Origin of the sequence: Ruegeria profundi (assembly GCF_049800715.1) — a bacterium.
Lineage (GTDB): Bacteria > Pseudomonadota > Alphaproteobacteria > Rhodobacterales > Rhodobacteraceae > Ruegeria > Ruegeria profundi_A.
In genome coordinates this window covers 137,156-158,317 of record NZ_JBNAFO010000001.1, presented here as the reverse complement: position 1 = coordinate 158,317, position 21,162 = coordinate 137,156, and the positions used below count along the sequence as shown (strand labels likewise).

The window sequence follows — 21,162 nt, the reverse complement described above, 5'->3', positions numbered from 1 at the left end:
CACCTGCGCAAAAAACTGCCGAAAATTCCCCCTAACAAAGGTGCATTCCAAAGACTTCTTGGCCGACGATTCCAACTGTGCCATACATTCGCCATCTGGGATGGGAAAATATTAATACAGCGCGCGTAACATCGTGCGCAGGCAGGAACAGTACGGGACGAAACAAAAATGACCAAGAGCAGTACTTCGGGTATTACCCGTCGTGCCCTTCTGGGCGCATTCGCGGCAACGGCCGTGGCGGCAGCACCGACCTATTCCAACGCGGCAGGTTTTCTTCGTGGTGGTGGCGATATTCGCCGCATCCGCATGTATTCCGGTCGCACGGGTGAGCGGATTGATATGGTTTACTGGGTTGACGGCAAATACATCAAAGACGCCGTTAAAGAAGTGAACCACTTCATGCGCGACTGGCGCACCGATCAGTCGAAAGCGATGGATCTGCGTACAATCGACATCATGGCGGCGTCGCACAACCTTTTGGACGCTGATGAGCCTTATATGCTCCTGTCGGGGTATCGCTCGCCACAAACCAACGCCATGTTGCGGTCCAAATCGCGCCGGGTGGCGCGGAACTCGCTCCATATGCAGGGACAAGCGGCTGACCTGCGCCTCGCATCCCGTTCGGTTTCGCAGATGGCCAAAGCGGCCATGTCCTGTCGTGCAGGCGGTGTTGGACAATACTACCGTTCGAACTTCGTTCACATGGATTGCGGCGTCGTTCGCAGTTGGCGCGGCTGAACTGGCGTCCTTTCTTGTGCAATTGCTTTAACCCCCATTTCAGTTGCGTCTGACGGGGGGGTGTTCTGTCAGGTGCGTGAGCAATGACTCACGTGCCGAGTTGGCGTATTACCCTCTTCATCAAATACGAATTTACCCACTTGAGAGAACCACTTTCTCAATACTAGAATAAATTCACTATTTTTTTCTTATATTTACGCCTGCGCTAAAATATCTGTGTCACACTTCGTGTTAGCTGTCCAAATATTGAACCACCATCTCTCAATTCAATCAGGTCAAATAAGTTGGATAGTAGTCCTCACTTTTCTGTCGTGGAATATCTGAGTATTGAACGATTTTCGCGAAGCAGAATATTTAGACGACACCTGTTTTATAATCATCAAAGAAAACCTTCGATGGTCAATACAATGCAACAATGCCCGACAAATGATATTAATTTTAGGTGGTTTGGAATGAAAATAGGATCAACTTTTTTTGTTCTCTATTCTCGCACTCGCCAGGCTCCGAGCTTTAGGTATTTTATGTTTTGGCTCTTATAGTCAAGTTTCATGGACTTTCCAATTTGACTCGCGATTCGTCGTTCAAAATCAATTGAAAAGCAAATTTTGTTTTAGTTGATCGGCGTTTAGAACGCACGTTTGAGACTTGTTTTCCTAGTTCTCACGCCAAGCCGCGTTTTGACAGATTTTCCCATTGAAGTAGTCCGCCGTTATGGTTGCGAAAACGGAGGAACCACATGGTTAGCAAGCGACCGAAGCCGGAAGAGGTTTTCTCTAAGTTGCGGCTGGTTGAAGGGGTGGCGACATATAGCTACCCGCCACGCTAGATGTGCCATGGCTTCCTCGCGTCTAGCAAATCTAGTAGTGTACCGGTAGGCATCCTTATTCTGAACTTTACTAGTCGAAATAAGGGGATTCCGTTTAGTCAAAATAATACTCATAACCCTGTTGCTGAAGCAACGGCTCGACTTCGCGCGAAGCATAGAGAACAACCTTTTCATTACACATCGCAACGAAGCGATTGGCGAATCTTTCCGTTTGAGAGATGTGTCGCGTTAGGTTCATCTGGAAACTATCCAGAACGCTATTTTTCTCATCGTTACATTGCCCTGGTCTTGGAAAAGCAATTTCTGGGTTCGCCTTCCAAAAAATCGTCGAACTAAAACTGCCGTGGTTTTTGGGAACGTCTGTACTGGTCTCTGCAGAATGCGCCATTTCTGTCCAATTGAGTCCAAGAACGTCATAAACCATGCCAGGATATCCCATTTTGATCCCCCCAGCCGCAATTGTCGCAAGCGATGGTAGGTTATGCAATTCCGCAAGTTCGTTGCCAATATCTAGATGAATCTCAGCAATTCGCAGCTCGTTTCTCAAATAACCATTGGTTTCTCTGAATACTTTGAGGGCGATACCTGTATAACCCACGATAGTTAACAAAAACACGACCTTCCCAAACGAACTGGGGTTTGTCTTCAAGATATTGACTATAGCGATAGATGCCAAAGGTATGGAAAGGGGGTACAGGTAGATCATAAAACGATATGATCCAAAGTGATCACCACCGAGGATAGTGTAGACAATAAAACCACCTATCGTGAGATAGAGCACCAAAATACTAAAGAAACGAGCAGAATACTGGTTCGATCGAGTCTGGATTATCATCACACCGATCGCAGAAAAAACAAATAGTAGCACTGTTGTCGGATTGCCTACAAAACCACTAATGTACTCGAAACCCTGTTGTATTTGACCAGATAGGTTTGAAGAAGTTTTAGCGTAAAACGTATTTGGAACTGGATAGCCAAAGTATGATAACCGCCACAGCGTCACTGCTATAAGTGAAGTAATAGCCGCTAGCCCTGACCCAATAACAACTGATAGGGGTTTGCGATTGATACGGCGAAAAACTAGGCAGAATAAAAGTAAGCCAAGAACTAGAGCAATTCCTTCTGGTCTAACCAAAGGCAAGCAAAACGAGCTGACTACTAACGTCACTTTCGCAAACAACTCGATTTTAGGATCATCGAGCCGTACTAGACTCCAAACAATAACAGTCACGGCAAAAACCCAGAGCGATATGTCCATGAGCGACCAAATACTCCAAGAAAAGAAGCCTGGGAAAAGGTTGAAAAGCAAATAGCTTGTCGCTACTGCTGCAACAGAACCACCAATCGACCGGGTGATTAGTCCTGTGAACGCCATTGTACCGACTGTAAGCAGACCAGATGTAACAGTTATCATCATGATTGGATAGGGAGTCAGAAACATTGCAGCGTTCATGACGGTCCACAAAATAGAAGTCGACCCTTCAACGCGCTCTCCGCCTATATTGTAAACATAGCCATGACCTTCAGCGAGGTGACGAGCGTACACTTGTGTAATATTGGCGTCGTCGAAACCAATCGACGGTTTCAATATACCGTATGTGAATACGATTTGAAAAATGAATGTGACTATCAAGCAAACCGGCGCAACAACGTTGAGTTGCCCCGATGAAGCGGCATCTTGCTTAGCTATGGTCATGGTCGATGGCCCTTACCCAAAAACAACGAGAGACTTCAGAAGATTGTCATGTTCAATCGTAACCTGACAGTCATAGATGATACTACGTATCCTTGATGTGCTTTCCGCCATCTTAATACTCTTGAAAAATACGTCTATTGGTGCGGTCTGAACACTATGGTTGCAAACACGAACTATCTGTTTTCGCGAATAGGACAAATGGGTTTTTCCCCTAGTTTTTTCTCTGCAGGTCAGACCGAATTTGATGTCGATAGTATGCCGCGCATGTTAGCCGCTTCACTGGAGTAGTATTTATTCCGATTGGCCAATACTGAAGCAACTACTTCCATGTGCAACTCAATAGAGCGCAATAAGAGAATAATTTTCTGATTCGCTAAATTTAAGTGATTGAAATGGCGCACCTGAGAGGATTCGAACCTCTGGCCTCTGCCTTCGGAGGGCAGCGCTCTATCCAGCTGAGCTACAGGTGCCTTGGCCGTTAGCTAACCTTGTTCCGAGCCGGGTGCAACTGGAAAACTGTCCGGCTCAGCTGAGATTTAGGCAAAGAGATCATGCGCCAGTTCAAGCGCTTCGATCAGGGTGTCGACCTCATCCGTGGTGTTATAGAGGCCAAAGCTGGCGCGGCAGGTGGCCGTCACCCCAAGGTGATCCATCAAAGGACCGGCGCAATGGTGACCGGCGCGAACCGCGACGCCTTTCTTGTCCAGAATCGTCGAGACATCATGCGCATGCCCCGCCCCATCCAGCGTGAAGCTGAAGATCGCTGCCTTATCCGGCCGTGTGCCCTGAACCTGTAGCCAGTTCAGACCGTTCAAACGCTGCATGGCATAATCGCGCAGACCCGCTTCATGGTTGGCGATATTCGCCATCCCCAAATCCATCATATAGTCCAGGGCCACCCCGAGACCGATAGTCTGAACAATGCCCGGCGTGCCAGCCTCAAACTTCATTGGCGGATCATTGTAGATGACCTGATCCTTGCTGACCTCTTTGATCATGTCACCACCGCCGATGAAGGGACGCATTTCGGCCATACGCTCGGATTTGATATAGATCGCGCCGGAACCGGATGGGCCATAGAGCTTGTGCCCGGTGATGGCATAGAAATCACAGCCGATATCCTGCACGTTAACCGGCATGTGAACCGCACCTTGGCTGCCATCGACCAGAACCGGTACACCCTTGGCATGCGCGCCAGCCGTGATTGCCTTCACATCGACCACGGTACCCAACACGTTCGAACATTGCGTGACCGCGACCAGCTTGGTTTTGGGGCCAATTGCGTCAATCACGGCTTGCGGATCAAGCCCGCCGTCTGCATCGACATCGACCCATTTCAGGACCACGCCCTGACGCTCGCGCAGTAAATGCCAAGGCACGATGTTGGCGTGATGCTCCATCACGCTGAGGACGATCTCATCCCCGGCCTCAAGTCGCGGCATGGCCCAGCCATAGGCGACCAGATTGATCCCCTCGGTCGTGCCGGAGTTCAGAACAATCTCATCCTCATCCGCAACACCAAGAAAGCGCGCAACCGTGCCACGCACGGATTCATATTTCTCGGTCGCGAGGTTCGAGAGGTAGTGCAACCCGCGATGCACGTTGGAGTATTCCTCGGCGTAGGCGCGCGTTACGGCATCAATCACGACCTGAGGTTTCTGCGCCGACGCGCCATTGTCCAGATATGTCAGGGGTTTGCCGTTCACCTGCCGCGACAGGATCGGGAAATCGGACCGGATTTTCTGCACATCATACATGAGAGATCTTTCTAGACAGGACCCAACGGGTTGAGAAATAGGACAAAAGGTACCGCCAGCAACGCCGACAACAATATGACACCAAAGGACTTGCCGAGAGACCCAAACTTGTGCGCCTCATTCAGAAAATGAAGCGTTATGTAGAGGCTGTAGATGGCCGTCGCCAGGATCAGAGGGGCCATAAAAGCGACCGCGATCAAGCTCAGCGCGAGGGTCGCGACCAGCGCTGCAATTTGAAGAAACTGCAACCAGATCGTCAGGATCATCAGATCTTCAAAACGCCCCGTTCCGCCCAGAAAGCGCCCGACATAGAGAAAAGCCAGGATGCTGAACAGCATCGTCCCGGCAGACCGGATCAGCACAACCGGAATCGACTGGGATACAGTCGGGCCACCCGATGCGGCGATCGACATGTCTATGCCCATCTGCGCGATGCAATTGAGGACAACGGCCAGAAAGAATGCCAACCACAGAACCTCTCGCCCCGGGTTGAGGGCCAAAATCTGTCGCGCCGCTTCGGCAGGTTTTCTGAGCGTCAGGCTCGCGAGCGGGCCCAGGGGGGGTATAGTCATTCAGCCGACCTTTGTGCTTGTCGCAATCCGGATAACCAGAACCAGACAAAAACGGCAACCCAAATCAATCCGACCAAAGTTTGAGTCGGACCGGGGCCAATGAACCCGGCGACCAGTCCGTTTAGCAATACCAAAGGTGCTGAGGACAAGAGCGCCCAGAATAATGCCAATCTGGCACCATAGGCACTGCCCTGCCCGCCCACCAGACGCGCTGCCCAATGAGACACCAAGGCCAGCGTGTAGAAGAACAGCGGCAGGATGAAGACCGAGCCCAAAAGCGCTCCACCCAGAAGCATGTTCAACTCGACCTGCTCAAGATGCGCGCGGCGCGCTAGGCTGGGCATTTGCGCGATGAACGCCACCACGCAAAAGGCCATGACGAAGATTAGCGCTCGGTCTTCGCGCGGCCCCATATCCAGAAGCCGGCGCACAACGCGCCCCGGCCCCCGGTATGTGGCGACGATATCTGATGAGACGGGCATATTAGCTGTGACGCGAAAGCCAGCCTTCCAGACGGGTCACGATCTCTTCGGCCAGTGTCTCGTCCTCGATCTCATCCACCGCTTCGGCAAGGAAAGCCAGCGTCAGCATGTTGGTGGCGTCCTTCGTCGGAACCCCGCGCGAACGTAGGTAGAACAAGGCCGTCTCATCAATCGCGCCCGAGGTCGACCCGTGCGAACAGGCAACGTCATCGGCGTAGATTTCAAGCTCAGGCTTAGCGAGGAACTGGCTGTCATCGTCCAGCAAAAGCGACTGGCTGATCTGGTAGCCATCGGTCTTCTGCGCGCCTTCCTTCACAAGGATCTTGCCCTGGAAAACGCCTGTCGCGCCGTTGCGCAGGACCTTTTTGAACACCTGACGACTTTCGCAATTCACAGCGTCATGAGTTACAAAAACGGTGTCGTCGTGGTGAAAATCACCGTCCCCGACGCAGGCTCCGGCCACATGGGCTACGGCGTCGTCACCGGTCAGTTCAACCACCTGCTCGTTACGGGTTAGCACGCCATTGGCGGTCAGGGTGAACGACTTGTAGGTCGATTCCTGACCAAGCCGCGTGAACATATGGGTCGCGGCCCGGCGTTCATGATCCCGGCCCTGTGCACGGACGTGGTGCAAGGTCCCGTTGTCGGCGATGTCGATCTCCATGCATTTGTTGAAGCGCGACGCGGCCGGACCATTCTCGAGAATCGTGGCCTCGGCATCGCTTTCCACGCGGATCACGTGGTGCAGGATCGCGTCCGAGTCTTCCGACTCGTGACGGTACACCAGATTGATCGGCTTCGACGGTTTGCCGGTTACATGGATGGCAACGCCGTCGGTCGCGAATGCGGTGTTCAAAGCAGCCAGAGGCCGCTGAACCGGGCTTTGGCCACGTTCCTCGAGCTTGCCGTAAAGATCCTTGGCCCAGTGGATATCCTTGCAGCAGATATCCTCCAGCCGGTCGACCTTAACACCTTCGAGGCTCAGATCATCCGAGGCTTCGGCGTCGAACACACCATCGACGAATACGATTTGCAGCCGATCGACATCGTTGAACACCATCGGCTCGCCCGAGTCGAAAATGGCAGCCTTGGGCGCATGGGCCGAGACCAGCGTATCTGGACGCGTATATTTCCAGTATTCGTCGCGACGGCTTGGAAGCCCCATTTCTCGCACCCGGGCCAAAGCCGCTTGGCGCGCTGCCTTGGTGCATCCGGGATCAGGCATCGTCAGTGAGGCCAGACGCTCTTCGGTTGCAGTCTGTTTTGCTTGCGGTAAGGCCATCAGTTCACCTCGGCAAGAATGTCGGAGTAACCGTTGTTTTCAACTTCCAGTGCCAGCTCAGGACCGCCCGATTTCACGATACGCCCATCGGCCATGATGTGAACGACATCCGGTTTGATGTGGTCCAGCAGGCGCTGGTAGTGGGTGATGACCAAGAAACCACGGCCCTCATCCCGCAGCGCGTTCACGCCTTCGGAGACCAGCTTCATCGCATCCACGTCGAGGCCCGAGTCGGTCTCGTCCAGAATGCACATTTTGGGCTCCAGCATCGCCATCTGCAGGATTTCATTACGCTTTTTCTCACCGCCCGAGAAACCGACATTGACCGGGCGTTTCAGCATATCCGCGTCGATCTTCAGCGACTTCGCCTTTTCGCGAACGAGTTTCAGGAAGTCAGCAGCCGACAGTTCCTCTTCGCCACGTGCTTTTCGCTGCGCGTTCACAGCGGTGCGCAGGAAGGTCATGTTGCCGACGCCGGGGATCTCAACCGGGTATTGGAACGCGAGGAACACACCAGCTGCGGCGCGCTCTTCCGGCTCCATCTCCAACAGGTCTTCGCCGTCCAGCGTGGCAGAGCCTTCGGTGACCTCATAGCCATCGCGCCCCGACAGCACATAGCTGAGCGTGGACTTGCCCGAGCCGTTTGGCCCCATTATCGCATGTACCTTGCCGGCCTCGACCGTCAGGTCCACACCTTTGAGAATTTGCTTGTCTTCTTCTTCAAGCTGTACGTGCAGGTTCTTGATTTCCAGCATGTTTTGTCCTTTTGCGTATCGCAAGAGGGCGCGCGGCCCCCGCGTAAATTCTGATTTCAGAGAAGCTTGGGTTTAACCCACAGACCCTTCGAGACTGATGGCCACCAGTTGCTGGGCCTCCATCGCAAATTCCATCGGCAGCGCCTGCAGCACATCTTTGCAGAACCCGTTGACGACCAGCGCCACGGCCTCTTCCTCGTCCATGCCACGTTGACGGCAGTAGAACAGCTGATCGTCATCCACCTTTGAGGTCGTTGCCTCATGTTCGACGCGGCTCGAGTTGTTTTTGACCTCGATATACGGCACTGTATGCGCCCCGCATTTGTCGCCGATCAGCAAGCTGTCACATTGGGTGTAGTTGCGGCTGTCTTTGGCCTTCGGGTGCATCGAGACCAGACCACGATAGGTGTTCTGCGCCTTGCCTGCGCTGATGCCCTTGGAGACGATGCGCGACTTGGTGTTCTTGCCTAGGTGAACCATCTTGGTGCCGGTATCGGCCTGCTGATAGTTGTTGGCAATCGCGATCGAGTAGAACTCGCCCTGACTTTCCTCGCCGCGCAGGATGCAGGACGGGTATTTCCAAGTCACGGCCGAGCCGGTTTCCACCTGCGTCCACATCACCTTGGAGCGGTCCCCACGGCAATCGGCACGCTTGGTCACGAAGTTATAGATACCGCCCTTGCCGTTCTCGTCCCCGGGGAACCAGTTCTGAACGGTCGAGTATTTCACCTCGGCATCTTCTTCGACGATGATCTCGACAACAGCCGCATGCAGCTGCGCGGTGTCGCGCTGAGGCGCGGTGCAGCCTTCCAGGTAAGATACGTAAGAGCCTTTGTCAGCGATGATCAGGGTACGCTCGAACTGGCCGGTGTTCTCCGCATTGATACGGAAATAGGTGCTGAGCTCCATCGGGCAGCGGACGCCTGGCGGGATGTAGACGAACGAGCCATCCGAGAACACAGCCGAGTTCAGCGTGGCATAGAAGTTGTCCGACACCGGAACCACGGTGCCCAGATACTTCTTCACCAGTTCAGGATGCTCTTTGATCGCTTCCGAGATCGAGCAGAAGATCACGCCGGCCTTTTTCAACTCGGCCTGGAAGGTCGTGCCGACAGAAACCGAGTCAAACACGGCGTCGACGGCCACTTTGCGACCCTCGGCGGGCATATCATCTGCGCCTTCAACGCCTGCCAGAATCATCTGTTCTTTCAGAGGGATACCCAGCTTTTCGTAAGTGGCCAGAAGCTTGGGGTCGACCTCATCCAGGGATTTGGGCTTCTCTTCCATGGATTTTGGACGGGCATAGTAATATTGGTCCTGAAAGTCGATCTCAGGGTAGTTGACCATGGCCCATTTCGGCTCTTCCATCTTGGTCCAGCGTTCGAAGGCCGACAGACGCCATTCGGTCATCCATTCGGGCTCTTCGTTCTTCTCCGAGATCAGTCGAACGATATCTGGATTCACGCCTTTGGGCGCGTATTCCATCTCGATCTCGGTTTCCCAGCCGTATTTATAAGTGCTGACCTCGCGTACCGCATCCACGGTTTCCTGATCGACACCCTCTTTTACCTGGGTCTGGTCCAAAGCGGCCATTGTTTACCCTCCGTCAGATCACGCGGCCCGCGCGCGATGCTTTTTCTCTTTCTCAAGCCACGTTTCGGCGAAACGCAGCACATCTTCCTTGGTAGTCAGAGGTCCCAGTGACACGCGGATTGCGCTGGCTGCCGTCCCCTCATCAAATCCCATCGCAGTCAGAACAGCGCTGGCGCGGACCTTTCCGCTTGAACAGGCCGAGCCCGCACTGACCGCAAAACCAGACAGGTCCATCTGCATGACCTGCGTTTCACCCTTCCAGCCGGGCGACGCGAAACATGACGTGTTTGGCAGGCGAGTCTGGTCTTTCCCGACAAAAATAGGTGATCTTTCACCAGCCTCAAGGGCGTTTTCTAGAATATTTCTAAATTCTTTGACCTGCTCCCAAACGCCATTGGCGAGATCTCTGGCAGCAGCTTCAGCAGCGGCCCCGAACCCCACGATCCCAATGACATTTTCGGTTCCAGAGCGCCGGCCCATCTCTTGCCCGCCGCCCTTGATCTGAGCAGGCAGGTCCGTGCCGCGTTTCATCACGACAGCTCCGATCCCTTTCGGCCCGCCCAGTTTATGCGCAGACACTAGCGCCATCTGAATGTCCATCCAGTTGAACGCAATCGGCAGTTTGCCAAATGCCTGGGTCGCATCGGTCACCGCCAGCCCCTTGGGCAGCGTTTGCACGATACCCGTTTCCGAGTTCGCGACTTGCAGCGTCGCATTCGCTGGATCGCTCACAGTGGCCATCCCGTCCGAAGAAACCAAGATATCCTTGGCAATCCATGCTCTTACCGCGTCATGCTCAATTGATGCACCGTGCAGATTTCGACCCGCCAAAGCCAAAGCGGCGCCTTCGGTCGAGCCTGAGGTAAATATGATATCCGCACCATCAGCCCCAAAAGCCGATGCCACCTGCGCCCGTGCGCGTTCGATCAAAGCCTTCGCCGCGCGACCCTCGGCATGGACCGACGATGGGTTCCCGCAGACATCCATTGCCGCGATCATCGCGTCCCGTGCTTCGGACCGTAAAGGCGTTGTGGCGTTATGATCGAGATAAACACGATTCATGGAGTCATCTTTTCCCAGATATTTCTGAAACTTGTACTCAGAGGCTACGGATCACTCATCCACAACAGCAAACAGGTTCGGAACCGCCGGACAGGGCGCGAGGTCATTCTTGATCACGTCAGACAGACGGGTCTGATGCAGGAACACATAGACATGTGCGCTGAGGCTTTCCCAAAGACGGTTCGTCAGGGATTGCGCCCGGCTGCCCGAGGACGCGCCCGAGGCCCCGGCCCCCTTGGCCATAGCATCCACCGTTTCATCGACGGCGGACAGAATCTCGACCACGCGGATCTCAGATGGCCGTCGTGCAAGGCGATATCCCCCACCCGGACCTCGGGTTGAGGTCACAAGCTCGGCCCGGCGTAATTTGACGAACAACTGCTCAAGATACGGTAGCGAGATATCCTGCCGTTCCGAGATTTCACCCAGTGTCACGATCTTGTCCGAGGGCTGCAGCGCAATGTCCGCCAGCGCCACCATGGCATACCGGCCCTTTGTCGACAGCTTCATTGTCATTTCCCTTCGGCAAGTTGGACGCGAAATCATTGACGCCGCCGCCGCCAGTGCGTATCTCCGACTGACAGCGCGTTGCGCAGGATATCACATTTAGAACCGTTCTAAGGTGCCCAACGAATACAGTCAAGTATTTCCCGGCGCCCAAGATAAAGACAGGACCAAAGCACACATGCCCGAGGTGATTTTTCCCGGACCCGAAGGCCGCCTGGAAGGCCGCTACCACCCGCAAAAGGAAAAAGACGCACCGATCGCCATCGTGCTTCACCCGCATCCTCAGTTCGGCGGGACCATGAACAACAAGGTGGTCTATAATCTGCACTACGCGTTCTACAACATGGGCTTCACCGTGTTGCGCTTCAACTTCCGCGGCGTGGGCCGCAGCCAGGGCGAATATGATCAAGGCGTAGGCGAGTTGAGCGATGCGGCATCGGCGCTGGATTACCTGCAGTCGATGAACAACAACTCCAAGCATTGCTGGGTTGCGGGCTTCTCTTTCGGTGCCTGGATCGGAATGCAGTTGTTGATGCGCCGCCCGGAAATCACCGGTTTTATCAGCGTGTCGCCCCCGGCGAATATGTACGACTTTTCGTTCCTCGCCCCCTGCCCGTCTTCGGGCCTGATCATCAACGGCTCGTCCGACCGCGTGGCGCCTCCGGCGGATACAACCGCGCTGGTCAACAAGCTGCATGAGCAGAAGGGCATCACGATCACGCATAATGAAGTCGAAGGCGCGGATCACTTCTTCCAGGATCAGCACATGGACACGCTCATCACCGATGTCAGCGATTATGTGAAACGCCGCCTGACCGAGAACACGCGCTGATGACAGACACCATCAATACCCTCGCTGCCAAACTGGCCGAGGATACATTGAAGGTCATGGATGAAACCGGCGATGACCGGTTTTATATGGAGGTCGGCAACTTGCTGGCGGCCTCTTCCCAGTCTCTGGAAGAGGCCTTTCTGACCGAAATCCGCGTGCGCCTGTCCGAACGTCAAGCCCGCCAATTCGTGATCAAACGCCTGACAGATCACCGCTCCAAGCTGAAAGCGATTGAAAAACAATGAATGACCGACTGTCCGCGCAAATCGCGTTTCTGAAAAAAGCGGACAAGTTGAAGACGGTGGATCGGGCAAACACCCTGCTGGATCAGTCTCGCCCGGAAAACTCTGCAGAACATAGCTGGCATCTTGCGCTTTGGGCGCTGGTCATGGGGCCTCTGGCCGGGCCGGATGTGTCAATTGATCGGGTCATCCGCATGTTGTTGCTGCACGATCTGGTCGAGATCATTGTGGGCGACCACCCAATCCATCTCGAGACCGACTGGCAGAGCGTCGCCAAGGCCGAACACGCCGCGGCTCTGGACTTGTTCGGTCTATTGCCGCCAGACCAGACCCAGGGTTTTCTGGACCTTTGGACGGAATTCGAAGCTGACCAGACGCCCGACGCCAAGTTCGCCAAGATGCTCGACCGGTGTCAGCCCCTGTTTCAGGTGCTGTATGCTTCTCCTAAACGGCCCGACCATATAGAGATCGCCCGTGAGAACCTCGCGACCGGGCGCGCGGCTTATCTGAGTGAGGCGCTGCCTCAAGCCTATGAACACGCGGTTGCGTTATTGTCGGAAGCACCGACCGAGGATAACAGCTTCACCCAACGGCTGACGTTTCTGGTTGAGGCAGATCAGTTGAAATCCGTCATGCGCGCGTCGCGCCTGATGGCGGTCGATCGGTTCGAAAACTCGGCCGAGCACTCGTGGCACATCATGCTGTACGCATGGGTTCTGGCCGAACATTCCGATGCTGAGGTCCAGTTGAACCGCGTCCTGCACATGCTGCTGCTTCACGATATTGTCGAGATCGACGCGGGAGATCACCCGATCCACGCTCAGGTCGATCACGCCGCCCAAGCTCAAAAGGAAGAGGCTGCAGCGCGACGCCTTTTCGGATTATTGCCCCAGGATCAAATGCAGGCGTTTTCGGATCTCTGGCATGAGTTTGAGAGCGCCAACTCGGCAGATGCGCGGTTCGCCAAGGCTGTTGATCGGTTTCAGACTCCAATTGCCAATCTTGAAACGGGCGGCGGCTCGTGGGTGGACTATGCCGTGACCTACCCTCAGATCGAAGCGCGGGTACGGCCCGCCATCGAACGCGGCGCGCCCGGTCTTTGGGATTGGTTGCAACCGCACCTGGCGGATTACTTCACGGTTTCAGCTAGAGATTAAAGCGTTTCCAAGTAAACCTGAGACACCAATACCCTGCCACGCTTTCAGCGTTCTCGGGACATTCGTGTCACTTTGTGGCTCATGTAAATCCTGAAACGCCATAGGCAAAAGAAAAAGGGCCAAAAACGGCCCTTTTCCCTGCTTGGATCTTGATTAACGCCAAAACTACAAAACAAAGAAACCAACTAACAATTGGGTTGCATCAGAACTGACGGACCCCCCGTCTGCAAGCCACCCTAGCGCCGCAATAAGAGTCGAAGCAAAAACGACGTATTTAATAAACACAGTCATTGAAAAACTCGAAAACAAATCAACAAATACTGTTCTGTTATTTGCATAAATTGTGATCAGATCGTAGTCAGGTATACCCGACCTTTATCTTGTGGCTCCACACACCCAAACAACCGAATGTGCTTGCCGGGGCAGCCTGTTTCATGTTGAGAATTCACGCGTGATTTGCATGCAAAAGGTCGAGATCATGCCCAAAGCCTACCTGATCCTGCTGATGGCCGTCTTTGCCGAAACCGTGGGTACAACGGCCTTGCAGGCCAGTCAGCAATTCTCGCGCTTCTGGCCTTCGGTTCTGGTCGTAGTTGCTTACGGAGTGGCGTTCTACCTGTTGGGGCTGACGTTGAAATACATGCCGGTGGGTATCGTCTATGCGATCTGGTCCGGGCTTGGGATTTTTTTCATCGCAATCATCGGCTTTGTGGTGTTTGGGCAAAAGCTCGACCTTTGGGCGGTTCTGGGGCTGGCCCTGATATTGGCCGGAATCCTGATCATTCATCTGTTTTCAAAGACCGCAGGTCACTGAACGCCGGTTTGGGCTGGTATATTGGGTCAAGCCGCGCTATGCGCCGGGCAACTTCCCGTTCAAAGGCTGACCTCTCATGGACCTGCGCAATATCGCAATCATCGCTCACGTGGACCACGGTAAAACGACCCTGGTGGATGAGCTGCTCAAACAATCCGGCGCGTTCCGGGAAAATCAGGCCGTGGCGGAACGCGCCATGGACAGCAACGATCTGGAACGCGAGCGCGGCATTACCATTCTGGCCAAAGCGACCTCGGTCGAATGGAAAGGCACGCGCATCAACATCGTCGACACCCCAGGCCACGCCGATTTCGGCGGTGAGGTCGAGCGTATCCTCAGTATGGTGGACGGTGTTGTCCTGCTGGTTGACGCAGCTGAAGGCCCGATGCCTCAGACCAAATTCGTGACCTCCAAGGCGCTGGCACTGGGCCTGCGCCCCATTGTGGTCCTCAACAAGGTCGACAAACCCGATGCCGAGCCCGACCGAGCCCTGGATGAGTGTTTCGACCTGTTTGCCAACCTCGGCGCAGATGATGATCAGCTGGACTTCCCAGCCATGTATGCCTCGGGCCGTTCGGGCTGGGCGGATATGGAGTTGGACGGGCCGCGCAAGGACCTGACCGCGCTGTTTGATCTGGTCGTCGATCACGTACCTGCCCCCAAACAGGCCGAAAAGAAGGACGAGCCTTTCCGCATGCTGGCTACTACCTTGGGCAGCGATCCGTTCATCGGTCGTATTCTTACGGGCCGTGTGGAAAGCGGTACTCTGAAAGCGGGCGACAGCCTCAAGGCGCTCAGCCGCGATGGCTCGCTGATCGAGAACTTCCGCGCATCGAAAATCCTGGCCTTCCGTGGTCTGGCACAACAGCCGATCGATGTAGCCGAGGCCGGTGACATCGTGACCATCGCAGGCATGAGCAAAGCCACTGTCGCGGACTCGCTGGTCGCACCGCAGGTTGAAGAGGCCCTGCCCGCGCAACCCATCGACCCGCCAACCATCACCGTGACCTTCGGCATCAACGACTCGCCTCTGGCGGGTCGTGACGGCAAAAAAGTGCAATCTCGTGTGATCCGTGACCGTCTGATGAAAGAAGCGGAATCCAACGTCGCGATCCGCATCACCGACACACCAGGCGGCGAGGCGTTCGAAGTGGCCGGACGCGGCGAACTTCAGATGGGCGTTCTGATCGAGAATATGCGCCGCGAAGGGTTCGAGCTCAGCATCTCGCGTCCGCAGGTTCTATTCCGCGAGGAAGATGGTCAACGGCTTGAGCCCGTCGAAGAAGTCACGATCGACGTGGATGACGAATATTCTGGTGCGGTCATCGAAAAGATCACCGGTGCTCGCAAGGGCGAGCTGGTTGAGATGCGCCCCGCCGGCGCCGGCAAGACCCGGATCATCGCGCATGTGCCGTCCCGTGGCCTGATCGGTTATCACGGAGAGTTCCTGACGGACACCCGCGGCACTGGTGTTCTGAACCGCGTGTTCCACGGCTGGGCCCCACATAAAGGTCAGATCCCGGGCCGTCGCGCAGGCGTTCTGATCTCGATGGAGAACGGCCAGGCCGTCGCTTACGCCCTGTGGAACCTCGAAGAGCGTGGCCGCATGTTCGTTGGCCCTCAGACTGATGTCTATCAGGGCATGGTGATTGGTGAACATTCCCGGGACAACGACCTGGAAGTGAACCCGCTGAAAGGCAAGAAGCTGACCAACGTGCGGGCCAGCGGCTCGGACGACGCGGTGCGCCTGACGCCCCACATCCAGTTCTCGCTGGAAGAAGCCATCGCCTATATTGATGACGACGAATTGGTCGAGGTGACGCCCAACGCAATCCGTCTTCGCAAGCGATTCCTTGACCCGCATGAGCGGAAACGGATGGCGAAAGCCGGATAAAACGTCGTTCTCGATTGGGAAACAATGCCATTTTTGTGACATTATTTCCTCAAACCTGAAAAATGGTATTCTAGGAAAGGTCAGCCCTCGACTGGCCTTTCTTATTGGTTTTTCATGATTTTTGCGATTTTTCCGGTCTTTTGGCAATCTCGCCAAGTCGGCGGCGACTTGTAAGTTCGACCTTAAAAAGGTGTAAACTTGTCCAAAGTGTGACGTCGTTCATACAAGCCCATTTGGTTTTGGTGCATAAGTTCGACGCAGAGATTAACGAGTACCGAGGAGTTCCATCATGGGCATCCATTCCAGTAAACTAAAAGTTATCGCCGCAGCAGTAGCCATTCAAATGGTAGGCGTTTCAGCTGCACAAGCCGCATGCACAGTCTCGACGGCGCGGAAGGCTGCAAGCTCACCTGAAGTTTTGTGTGAATGTTCCGCAGTTACATCAGGAATGATCCGTTATATTCAGCGCCGCGCAGACTTTGGCAATTATCTAGCCCGTACTGGCGCTGAATGCCCGCAATTGGCAGCGCTGCTGTCTGACATTCCGACTGCATCAACTGGGCTAGCGGAACAAAGGTCAGGTGATGGAAGTCCCGACGGAAATCCAGAAGTTGGGGGTGGTCCATCTGATCCATCTGATAATCGTAAAGGTGGGGACAGTGGTCCTGACGACAAAGGTGGCACCGACGGTAATAAGGGCGGCACCGACGGTAATAAGGGCGGCACCGACGGTAATAAGGGCGGCACCGACAGTAATAAAGGCGGCACCGACAGTAGTAAGGGCGGCACCGACAGTAGTAAGGGCGGCACCGACAGTAGTAAGGGCGGCGACACCGCATAACATTGTTCTGAGGCCGCAAATCCTGCTTAGGACACAATTCCAACAACAGGATTACTGTCTACCAAAAAAGTCAAAAAGGGCGTCCAAACTGGCGCCCTTAGCTCTCTGGGTTGTAGATTTGGTCAACTGTTCCCGTAGACACCAACCCAACGGCGTGGTTGCTTAGGGTCTTGCATTCTCAGAAAAAGATACCGGGTCGCTTTCCAAGGTTTGATGCTATTGGTCAAGTTGTCCAGAACCAGATCACCCTGAGCTGATCGATAGACTAATACAGCGTGCGCGTTCCGACGCCTATCCAGGACAGTGGCGATCAAGAGCTTGCTGGGGTCAATGCCTGCTTTGATCAGATTCCGCTTTTTCAACAAGGCAAAGTCTTCGCAGTCACCGCCCCTAGTCGTCGGCAAGGCCCAAAACTCTCGCTGACGGTATTGCGATTGGTCTGTAATTGAACGAGTGGAAGCGTTGACCTGTAAGTTCACTTTTTTGACGATCTGCATCTCCTGCTTGCTCGTCAACGATGCCGCCTTTTGGCTCGAGCAGGCCCAGCTGTATTGACGGCATAGCTGTTGTGCTCCGGACGGTGGCGGAGAGGCCGAAATAGCAGTGATGAACGCGCCCTCGGACGCCTGCACCACAGAGGCAGTGAAGAACGACGTCAGGACCAGAGCGCAAACCCTAACTGAGCGCACTGAAAAACGGGCGACCAATCGAATACTCGCCGAAAAACCTAATGTCGAATGTTTCATGCCCGTTCCTCAATCCATGTTTGCCCGCGTGAATCCGGCCAATCAGGGTGTCGAAGTATTCCGACTTTAACAGCAACTGGCTCTGTTGACGCAATCAGTGTTGAGGATCAGGGGTAAAAAAGGCGGAAATTCGTCACAATCCGCGGCAATTTCGGGCAAGAATTGAGGGCAATCCGCCACATTTATGACTGGGTTAGAATGTTGAATCGTTGCAATGTATTGTTTTTTAACGAACTTTCAATGCAATCGCGACCCCCAAGAAGGAAATGGAAGCCGCGCAGCGATTCATGTGATGATTTTCGCCGAGTCCGTCAAACCGACTCTGCTGAAACAGCTGATTCTCAGTCGGTGACTTCAACAACGACCAATTCGCGCTCGCTTGCCCCGCGGGCGTGATCGAGCGCTTCTTGGTATGCGGCGGAGTTGTAGCACTCGACCGCAGCCTCAACTGAAGGGAAACGTGCGACCACATTGCGCGGACGCTCCTTACCTTCGAGCTGTACGTAACGCGCGGCACGCGCGATGAACTCTCCGCCGTGCTGTGCGATCGCGGGTCCTGCCAGCTCTGCGTATCTTCCATAAGCTTCGGCGTCAGTTACCGTGACATGTGCAATCCAAAGAGCAGCCATCTTATCCCTCCAATACCTGTTCGGCGGCTTTGATCGCCGCATCTGCGTTACTCGCGTCCTTGCCGCCACCTTGGGCCATATCCGGGCGACCACCGCCGCCTTTGCCGCCTAGCTCAACCACTGCGGCTTTGACCAGATCAACCGCAGAAACCGTATCGGTCAGGTCCGCAGTGACCCCAGCCGCGACAGCCGCTTTGCCGCCTGTGTCCGCGATCAACAGAACCGCGCCAGATCCCAGTCGGCTTTTGTGTTCGTCGATCAATGCAGGAAGATCTTTGCCGGACACACCGCTGAGTGCCTGGGCCAGAAACTTGACGCCATTGACCTCAGTCTCTTCCGCGCCGCCGCCCTGCCCGGCTCCGCCTGCCATAGCGAGATCCCGGCGCAGTTGAGAGACTTCGTTTTGCAAGGCTTTCCGCTCATCCAGCAGCGATTTTACGCGGGCAACCACGTCATCCGGCTGCGCCTTCAGCTCTAACGCGATCTGTGCCAAGCGGTGATCTTGCGCGGACAGATAGCGGAAGGCTTCATCGCCCGTCAGAGCCTCAATCCGCCGAACACCCGCACTGCTTGCACTGTCTCCCAGCACAACAAACGTGCCGATATCGCCGGTCTGACGGACATGCGTGCCACCGCAAAGTTCAATCGACCAGGTCTCGCCATCCTGGCCCTTGCCGGTCGGCGCCTTACCCATCGAAACAACGCGAACTTCGTCGCCGTATTTCTCACCAAACAAAGCCTGAGCACCCAGTTCACGTGCGTCGTCCGGCGTCATGATCCGGGTTTCTACGCTCGAGTTCTGGCGGATGAAATCGTTCACCTCACGCTCGACCTTTTGGATTTCCTCCAGCGTCAGAGCCTTGGAATGGCTGAAATCGAACCGCAAACGATCCGAGGCATTCAAAGAACCCCGCTGAGCTACGTGATTGCCCAAAGTCTCTCGTAGAGCTTCGTGCAAAAGGTGCGTGGCAGAATGGTTGGAACGAATGGCCGAACGGCGCGCATGATCCACTTCTAGCTCAACCGCGTCACCTTTGGATAGGGTGCCATGATCCACGGTCACCTTGTGTGCATAGACTTTGCCATCGGCGAATTTCTTGGTGTCTTCAACGCGCGCAATTTCTTCGCGCGCATCGAGGCGGCGTAGCTCACCACTGTCGCCGACCTGACCACCAGCCTCGCCATAGAACGGTGTTTGGTTCACGACGACCCAGCCACTGCCACCCTGTTCGATCTTGTCGACCAGAGCGCCATCGACGATCAGCGCTGCAATCTGAGCCTCAGCCTTTTCAGTATCATAGCCCAGGAAATCGGTCGCGCCAGCGCTGTCAGCCACGTCAAACCAGACCGCCTGATCGGCGGCTTCGCCCGACCCGGCCCATGCTGCGCGGGCCTTGGCCTTCTGCTCTGCCATGGCCGCATCGAACCCGTCAGTATCGACGGTCCGGCCTTTTTCCCGCAGGGCATCCTGGGTCAAATCGAGTGGGAAACCATAGGTGTCATAAAGCTTGAACGCCGCATCACCAGGGAGGGCCGCGCCTTCGGGCAAGCCTGCGACCTCGTCATCCAGCAGTTTCAGGCCGCGATCCAGCGTTTGCTTGAACCGTGTTTCTTCCAGCAGCAGAGTCTCTTCGATCAAGGCCTGCGCCTGCCCCAGTTCCGAGTATTGAGCGCCCATCAGCTGTACGAGTGAGGGCACCAGCCGGTGCATCACCGGATCCTTCGCGCCCAAAAGATGCGCATGACGCATGGCGCGGCGCATGATCCGGCGCAGAACATAGCCACGCCCGTCATTGCTGGGCATCACGCCATCAGCAATCAGGAATGAAGTAGACCGTAGGTGGTCTGCGATCACGCGGTGGTGGACGTTCTGATCGCCATAAGGATCAACGCCGGTCGCGTCCGCCGAGGCCTCTATTAGTGTTTTGAACAGGTCGGTGTCGTAGTTGTCATGGCTTCCCTGCAACAGCGCGCCGATCCGCTCCAGCCCCATGCCGGTGTCGATCGACTGCATGTCGAGTTCCACCATCGAGCCGTCCTCGAACTGCTCGTTCTGCATGAAAACGATATTCCAAATTTCGATGAACCGGTCGCCATCTTCATCGGCCGATCCCGGAGGGCCGCCCCAGATGTGATCGCCGTGGTCATAAAAAATTTCGGTACATGGCCCGCAGGGTCCGGTCGGCCCCATCTGCCAGAAATTGTCGCTGGTCGCGATGCGGATGATGCGATCTTCAGGAACGCCGACTTTCTTCCAGATTTCAAAGGCTTCGTCGTCGGTGTGATAGACCGTGGTCAGAAGACGGTTTTTGTCGATGCCGAATTCCTTGGTGATCAACTCCCACGCGAAGGGAATCGCGTCGTGCTTGAAATAGTCACCGAAGGAAAAGTTCCCCAGCATCTCAAAGAAGGTGTGGTGGCGCGCCGTATAGCCCACATTGTCGAGGTCATTATGCTTGCCGCCAGCTCGCACACACTTCTGCGCGGTGGTTGCACGCTGATAGTCGCGGGTTTCGACACCGGTGAACAGGTTCTTGAACTGCACCATGCCCGAGTTCACGAACATCAAAGTCGGATCATTGCGCGGCACCAGAGGGCTGGACGCCACCACTTCGTGCCCCTGCTTGGCAAAGTAGTTCAGAAAGGTCGATCGGATGTCGTTCAACGTTGGCATAGGGCTCTCTCAGCGCGCAATCATAATGGTCTGCGCAGGTTTATCGCCGTGCCTGCAGAGTGT

19 protein-coding genes and 1 tRNA gene are annotated in these 21,162 nt (G+C 55.1%); 7 read left to right on the top strand and 13 right to left on the bottom strand.

Going from position 1 to position 21,162, the window contains the following annotated elements:
* Positions 1–168: 168 nt before the first annotated feature.
* Positions 169–738: a YcbK family protein gene (locus tag ACP15L_RS00765; RefSeq protein WP_170373694.1), complete on the top strand. Its 570-nt coding sequence runs from the start codon at positions 169–171 to the stop codon at positions 736–738.
* A 920-nt stretch (positions 739–1,658) separates the two neighbouring features.
* Here ACP15L_RS00765 and ACP15L_RS00760 read toward each other — a convergent pair.
* From ACP15L_RS00760 to ACP15L_RS00715, 10 genes are all read right to left on the bottom strand, one after another.
* Positions 1,659–3,260, bottom strand: a complete 1,602-nt coding sequence (locus ACP15L_RS00760; RefSeq protein ID WP_425082774.1) for a hypothetical protein — start codon at positions 3,258–3,260, stop codon at positions 1,659–1,661.
* Between the two features lie 393 nt (positions 3,261–3,653).
* Positions 3,654–3,730, bottom strand: a tRNA-Arg gene (locus ACP15L_RS00755).
* A 66-nt stretch (positions 3,731–3,796) separates the two neighbouring features.
* A complete protein-coding gene (locus tag ACP15L_RS00750) occupies positions 3,797–5,017 on the bottom strand; it encodes a cysteine desulfurase (protein ID WP_425082773.1) in 1,221 nt (406 codons plus the stop codon).
* 11 nt (positions 5,018–5,028) lie between these two features.
* The gene (locus ACP15L_RS00745) at positions 5,029–5,589 is read right to left on the bottom strand and encodes a Yip1 family protein (protein WP_425082772.1); all 561 of its coding nucleotides are present in this window, start codon (positions 5,587–5,589) and stop codon (positions 5,029–5,031) included.
* Positions 5,586–6,071, bottom strand: a complete 486-nt coding sequence (locus ACP15L_RS00740; RefSeq protein ID WP_170373691.1) for a YIP1 family protein — start codon at positions 6,069–6,071, stop codon at positions 5,586–5,588. Before ACP15L_RS00740 ends, ACP15L_RS00745 begins: the two co-directional genes overlap by 4 nt.
* Position 6,072: 1 nt before the next feature.
* A complete protein-coding gene (gene sufD, locus ACP15L_RS00735; RefSeq protein ID WP_425082771.1) occupies positions 6,073–7,353 on the bottom strand; it encodes a Fe-S cluster assembly protein SufD in 1,281 nt (426 codons plus the stop codon).
* Entirely contained in the window at positions 7,353–8,108 is a 756-nt protein-coding gene (gene sufC, locus ACP15L_RS00730; RefSeq protein ID WP_170373689.1) for a Fe-S cluster assembly ATPase SufC, read from the bottom strand. Before sufC ends, sufD begins: the two co-directional genes overlap by 1 nt.
* A gap of 72 nt (positions 8,109–8,180) precedes the next feature.
* A complete protein-coding gene (sufB, locus tag ACP15L_RS00725) occupies positions 8,181–9,701 on the bottom strand; it encodes a Fe-S cluster assembly protein SufB (protein WP_170548773.1) in 1,521 nt (506 codons plus the stop codon).
* A gap of 18 nt (positions 9,702–9,719) precedes the next feature.
* Positions 9,720–10,763 carry a cysteine desulfurase family protein gene (locus ACP15L_RS00720; RefSeq protein ID WP_425082770.1) on the bottom strand — a complete coding sequence of 348 codons (1,044 nt, stop codon included), beginning with the start codon at positions 10,761–10,763 and terminating at the stop codon, positions 9,720–9,722.
* A gap of 51 nt (positions 10,764–10,814) precedes the next feature.
* Positions 10,815–11,273 (bottom strand): Rrf2 family transcriptional regulator, encoded by a 459-nt coding sequence (locus ACP15L_RS00715; RefSeq protein WP_170665147.1) that lies wholly within the window; start codon positions 11,271–11,273, stop codon positions 10,815–10,817.
* A 175-nt stretch (positions 11,274–11,448) separates the two neighbouring features.
* Between ACP15L_RS00715 and ACP15L_RS00710 the strand changes: the two genes are divergently transcribed.
* The 6 genes from ACP15L_RS00710 to ACP15L_RS00685 all read left to right on the top strand — a co-directional run bounded on the left by ACP15L_RS00710 (position 11,449) and on the right by ACP15L_RS00685 (position 17,050).
* On the top strand, positions 11,449–12,102 hold the full coding sequence (locus ACP15L_RS00710) for an alpha/beta hydrolase (protein ID WP_170373685.1): 654 nt from the start codon (positions 11,449–11,451) through the stop codon (positions 12,100–12,102).
* Positions 12,102–12,347: a hypothetical protein gene (locus ACP15L_RS00705; RefSeq protein ID WP_170373684.1), complete on the top strand. Its 246-nt coding sequence runs from the start codon at positions 12,102–12,104 to the stop codon at positions 12,345–12,347. The genes ACP15L_RS00710 and ACP15L_RS00705 overlap by 1 nt, the downstream gene beginning before the upstream one ends.
* Positions 12,344–13,501, top strand: coding sequence for an HD domain-containing protein (locus ACP15L_RS00700; RefSeq protein ID WP_425082769.1), 1,158 nt, complete (start codon positions 12,344–12,346; stop codon positions 13,499–13,501). Before ACP15L_RS00705 ends, ACP15L_RS00700 begins: the two co-directional genes overlap by 4 nt.
* 478 nt (positions 13,502–13,979) lie before the next feature.
* Positions 13,980–14,315, top strand: a complete 336-nt coding sequence (locus ACP15L_RS00695) for a DMT family transporter (RefSeq protein ID WP_170373682.1) — start codon at positions 13,980–13,982, stop codon at positions 14,313–14,315.
* Between the two features lie 76 nt (positions 14,316–14,391).
* Complete coding sequence (gene typA / locus ACP15L_RS00690) at positions 14,392–16,209, top strand: translational GTPase TypA (RefSeq protein WP_170548782.1); 1,818 nt, start codon at positions 14,392–14,394, stop codon at positions 16,207–16,209.
* A 289-nt stretch (positions 16,210–16,498) separates the two neighbouring features.
* Positions 16,499–17,050, top strand: coding sequence for a hypothetical protein (locus tag ACP15L_RS00685; protein WP_425082768.1), 552 nt, complete (start codon positions 16,499–16,501; stop codon positions 17,048–17,050).
* Positions 17,051–17,172: 122 nt separating this feature from the next.
* Here the strand turns inward: ACP15L_RS00685 and ACP15L_RS00680 are convergent, their stop codons facing one another.
* The 3 genes from ACP15L_RS00680 to alaS form a co-directional block, all read right to left on the bottom strand.
* Positions 17,173–17,796 carry a transglutaminase-like cysteine peptidase gene (locus ACP15L_RS00680; protein ID WP_425082767.1) on the bottom strand — a complete coding sequence of 208 codons (624 nt, stop codon included), beginning with the start codon at positions 17,794–17,796 and terminating at the stop codon, positions 17,173–17,175.
* A gap of 341 nt (positions 17,797–18,137) precedes the next feature.
* On the bottom strand, positions 18,138–18,425 hold the full coding sequence (locus tag ACP15L_RS00675) for a DUF1330 domain-containing protein (protein ID WP_425082766.1): 288 nt from the start codon (positions 18,423–18,425) through the stop codon (positions 18,138–18,140).
* Between the two features lies 1 nt (position 18,426).
* Positions 18,427–21,099, bottom strand: coding sequence for an alanine--tRNA ligase (gene alaS, locus ACP15L_RS00670; protein WP_425082765.1), 2,673 nt, complete (start codon positions 21,097–21,099; stop codon positions 18,427–18,429).
* Positions 21,100–21,162: the final 63 nt, after the last annotated feature.

Coding starts and splice junctions, on each gene's coding strand:
- ACP15L_RS00700 (WP_425082769.1), top strand. CDS start 12,344: ATGAATGACCGACTGTCCGCGCAAATCGCGTTTCTGAAAAAAGCGGAC.
- ACP15L_RS00720 (WP_425082770.1), bottom strand. CDS start 10,763: ATGAATCGTGTTTATCTCGATCATAACGCCACAACGCCTTTACGGTCC.
- ACP15L_RS00695 (WP_170373682.1), top strand. CDS start 13,980: ATGCCCAAAGCCTACCTGATCCTGCTGATGGCCGTCTTTGCCGAAACC.
- sufD (WP_425082771.1), bottom strand. CDS start 7,353: ATGGCCTTACCGCAAGCAAAACAGACTGCAACCGAAGAGCGTCTGGCC.
- typA (WP_170548782.1), top strand. CDS start 14,392: ATGGACCTGCGCAATATCGCAATCATCGCTCACGTGGACCACGGTAAA.
- ACP15L_RS00750 (WP_425082773.1), bottom strand. CDS start 5,017: ATGTATGATGTGCAGAAAATCCGGTCCGATTTCCCGATCCTGTCGCGG.
- ACP15L_RS00760 (WP_425082774.1), bottom strand. CDS start 3,260: ATGACCATAGCTAAGCAAGATGCCGCTTCATCGGGGCAACTCAACGTT.
- ACP15L_RS00680 (WP_425082767.1), bottom strand. CDS start 17,796: ATGAAACATTCGACATTAGGTTTTTCGGCGAGTATTCGATTGGTCGCC.
- sufB (WP_170548773.1), bottom strand. CDS start 9,701: ATGGCCGCTTTGGACCAGACCCAGGTAAAAGAGGGTGTCGATCAGGAA.
- ACP15L_RS00765 (WP_170373694.1), top strand. CDS start 169: ATGACCAAGAGCAGTACTTCGGGTATTACCCGTCGTGCCCTTCTGGGC.
- ACP15L_RS00745 (WP_425082772.1), bottom strand. CDS start 5,589: ATGACTATACCCCCCCTGGGCCCGCTCGCGAGCCTGACGCTCAGAAAA.
- ACP15L_RS00705 (WP_170373684.1), top strand. CDS start 12,102: ATGACAGACACCATCAATACCCTCGCTGCCAAACTGGCCGAGGATACA.
- ACP15L_RS00715 (WP_170665147.1), bottom strand. CDS start 11,273: ATGAAGCTGTCGACAAAGGGCCGGTATGCCATGGTGGCGCTGGCGGAC.
- ACP15L_RS00710 (WP_170373685.1), top strand. CDS start 11,449: ATGCCCGAGGTGATTTTTCCCGGACCCGAAGGCCGCCTGGAAGGCCGC.
- ACP15L_RS00675 (WP_425082766.1), bottom strand. CDS start 18,425: ATGGCTGCTCTTTGGATTGCACATGTCACGGTAACTGACGCCGAAGCT.
- ACP15L_RS00740 (WP_170373691.1), bottom strand. CDS start 6,071: ATGCCCGTCTCATCAGATATCGTCGCCACATACCGGGGGCCGGGGCGC.
- sufC (WP_170373689.1), bottom strand. CDS start 8,108: ATGCTGGAAATCAAGAACCTGCACGTACAGCTTGAAGAAGAAGACAAG.
- ACP15L_RS00685 (WP_425082768.1), top strand. CDS start 16,499: ATGGGCATCCATTCCAGTAAACTAAAAGTTATCGCCGCAGCAGTAGCC.
- alaS (WP_425082765.1), bottom strand. CDS start 21,099: ATGCCAACGTTGAACGACATCCGATCGACCTTTCTGAACTACTTTGCC.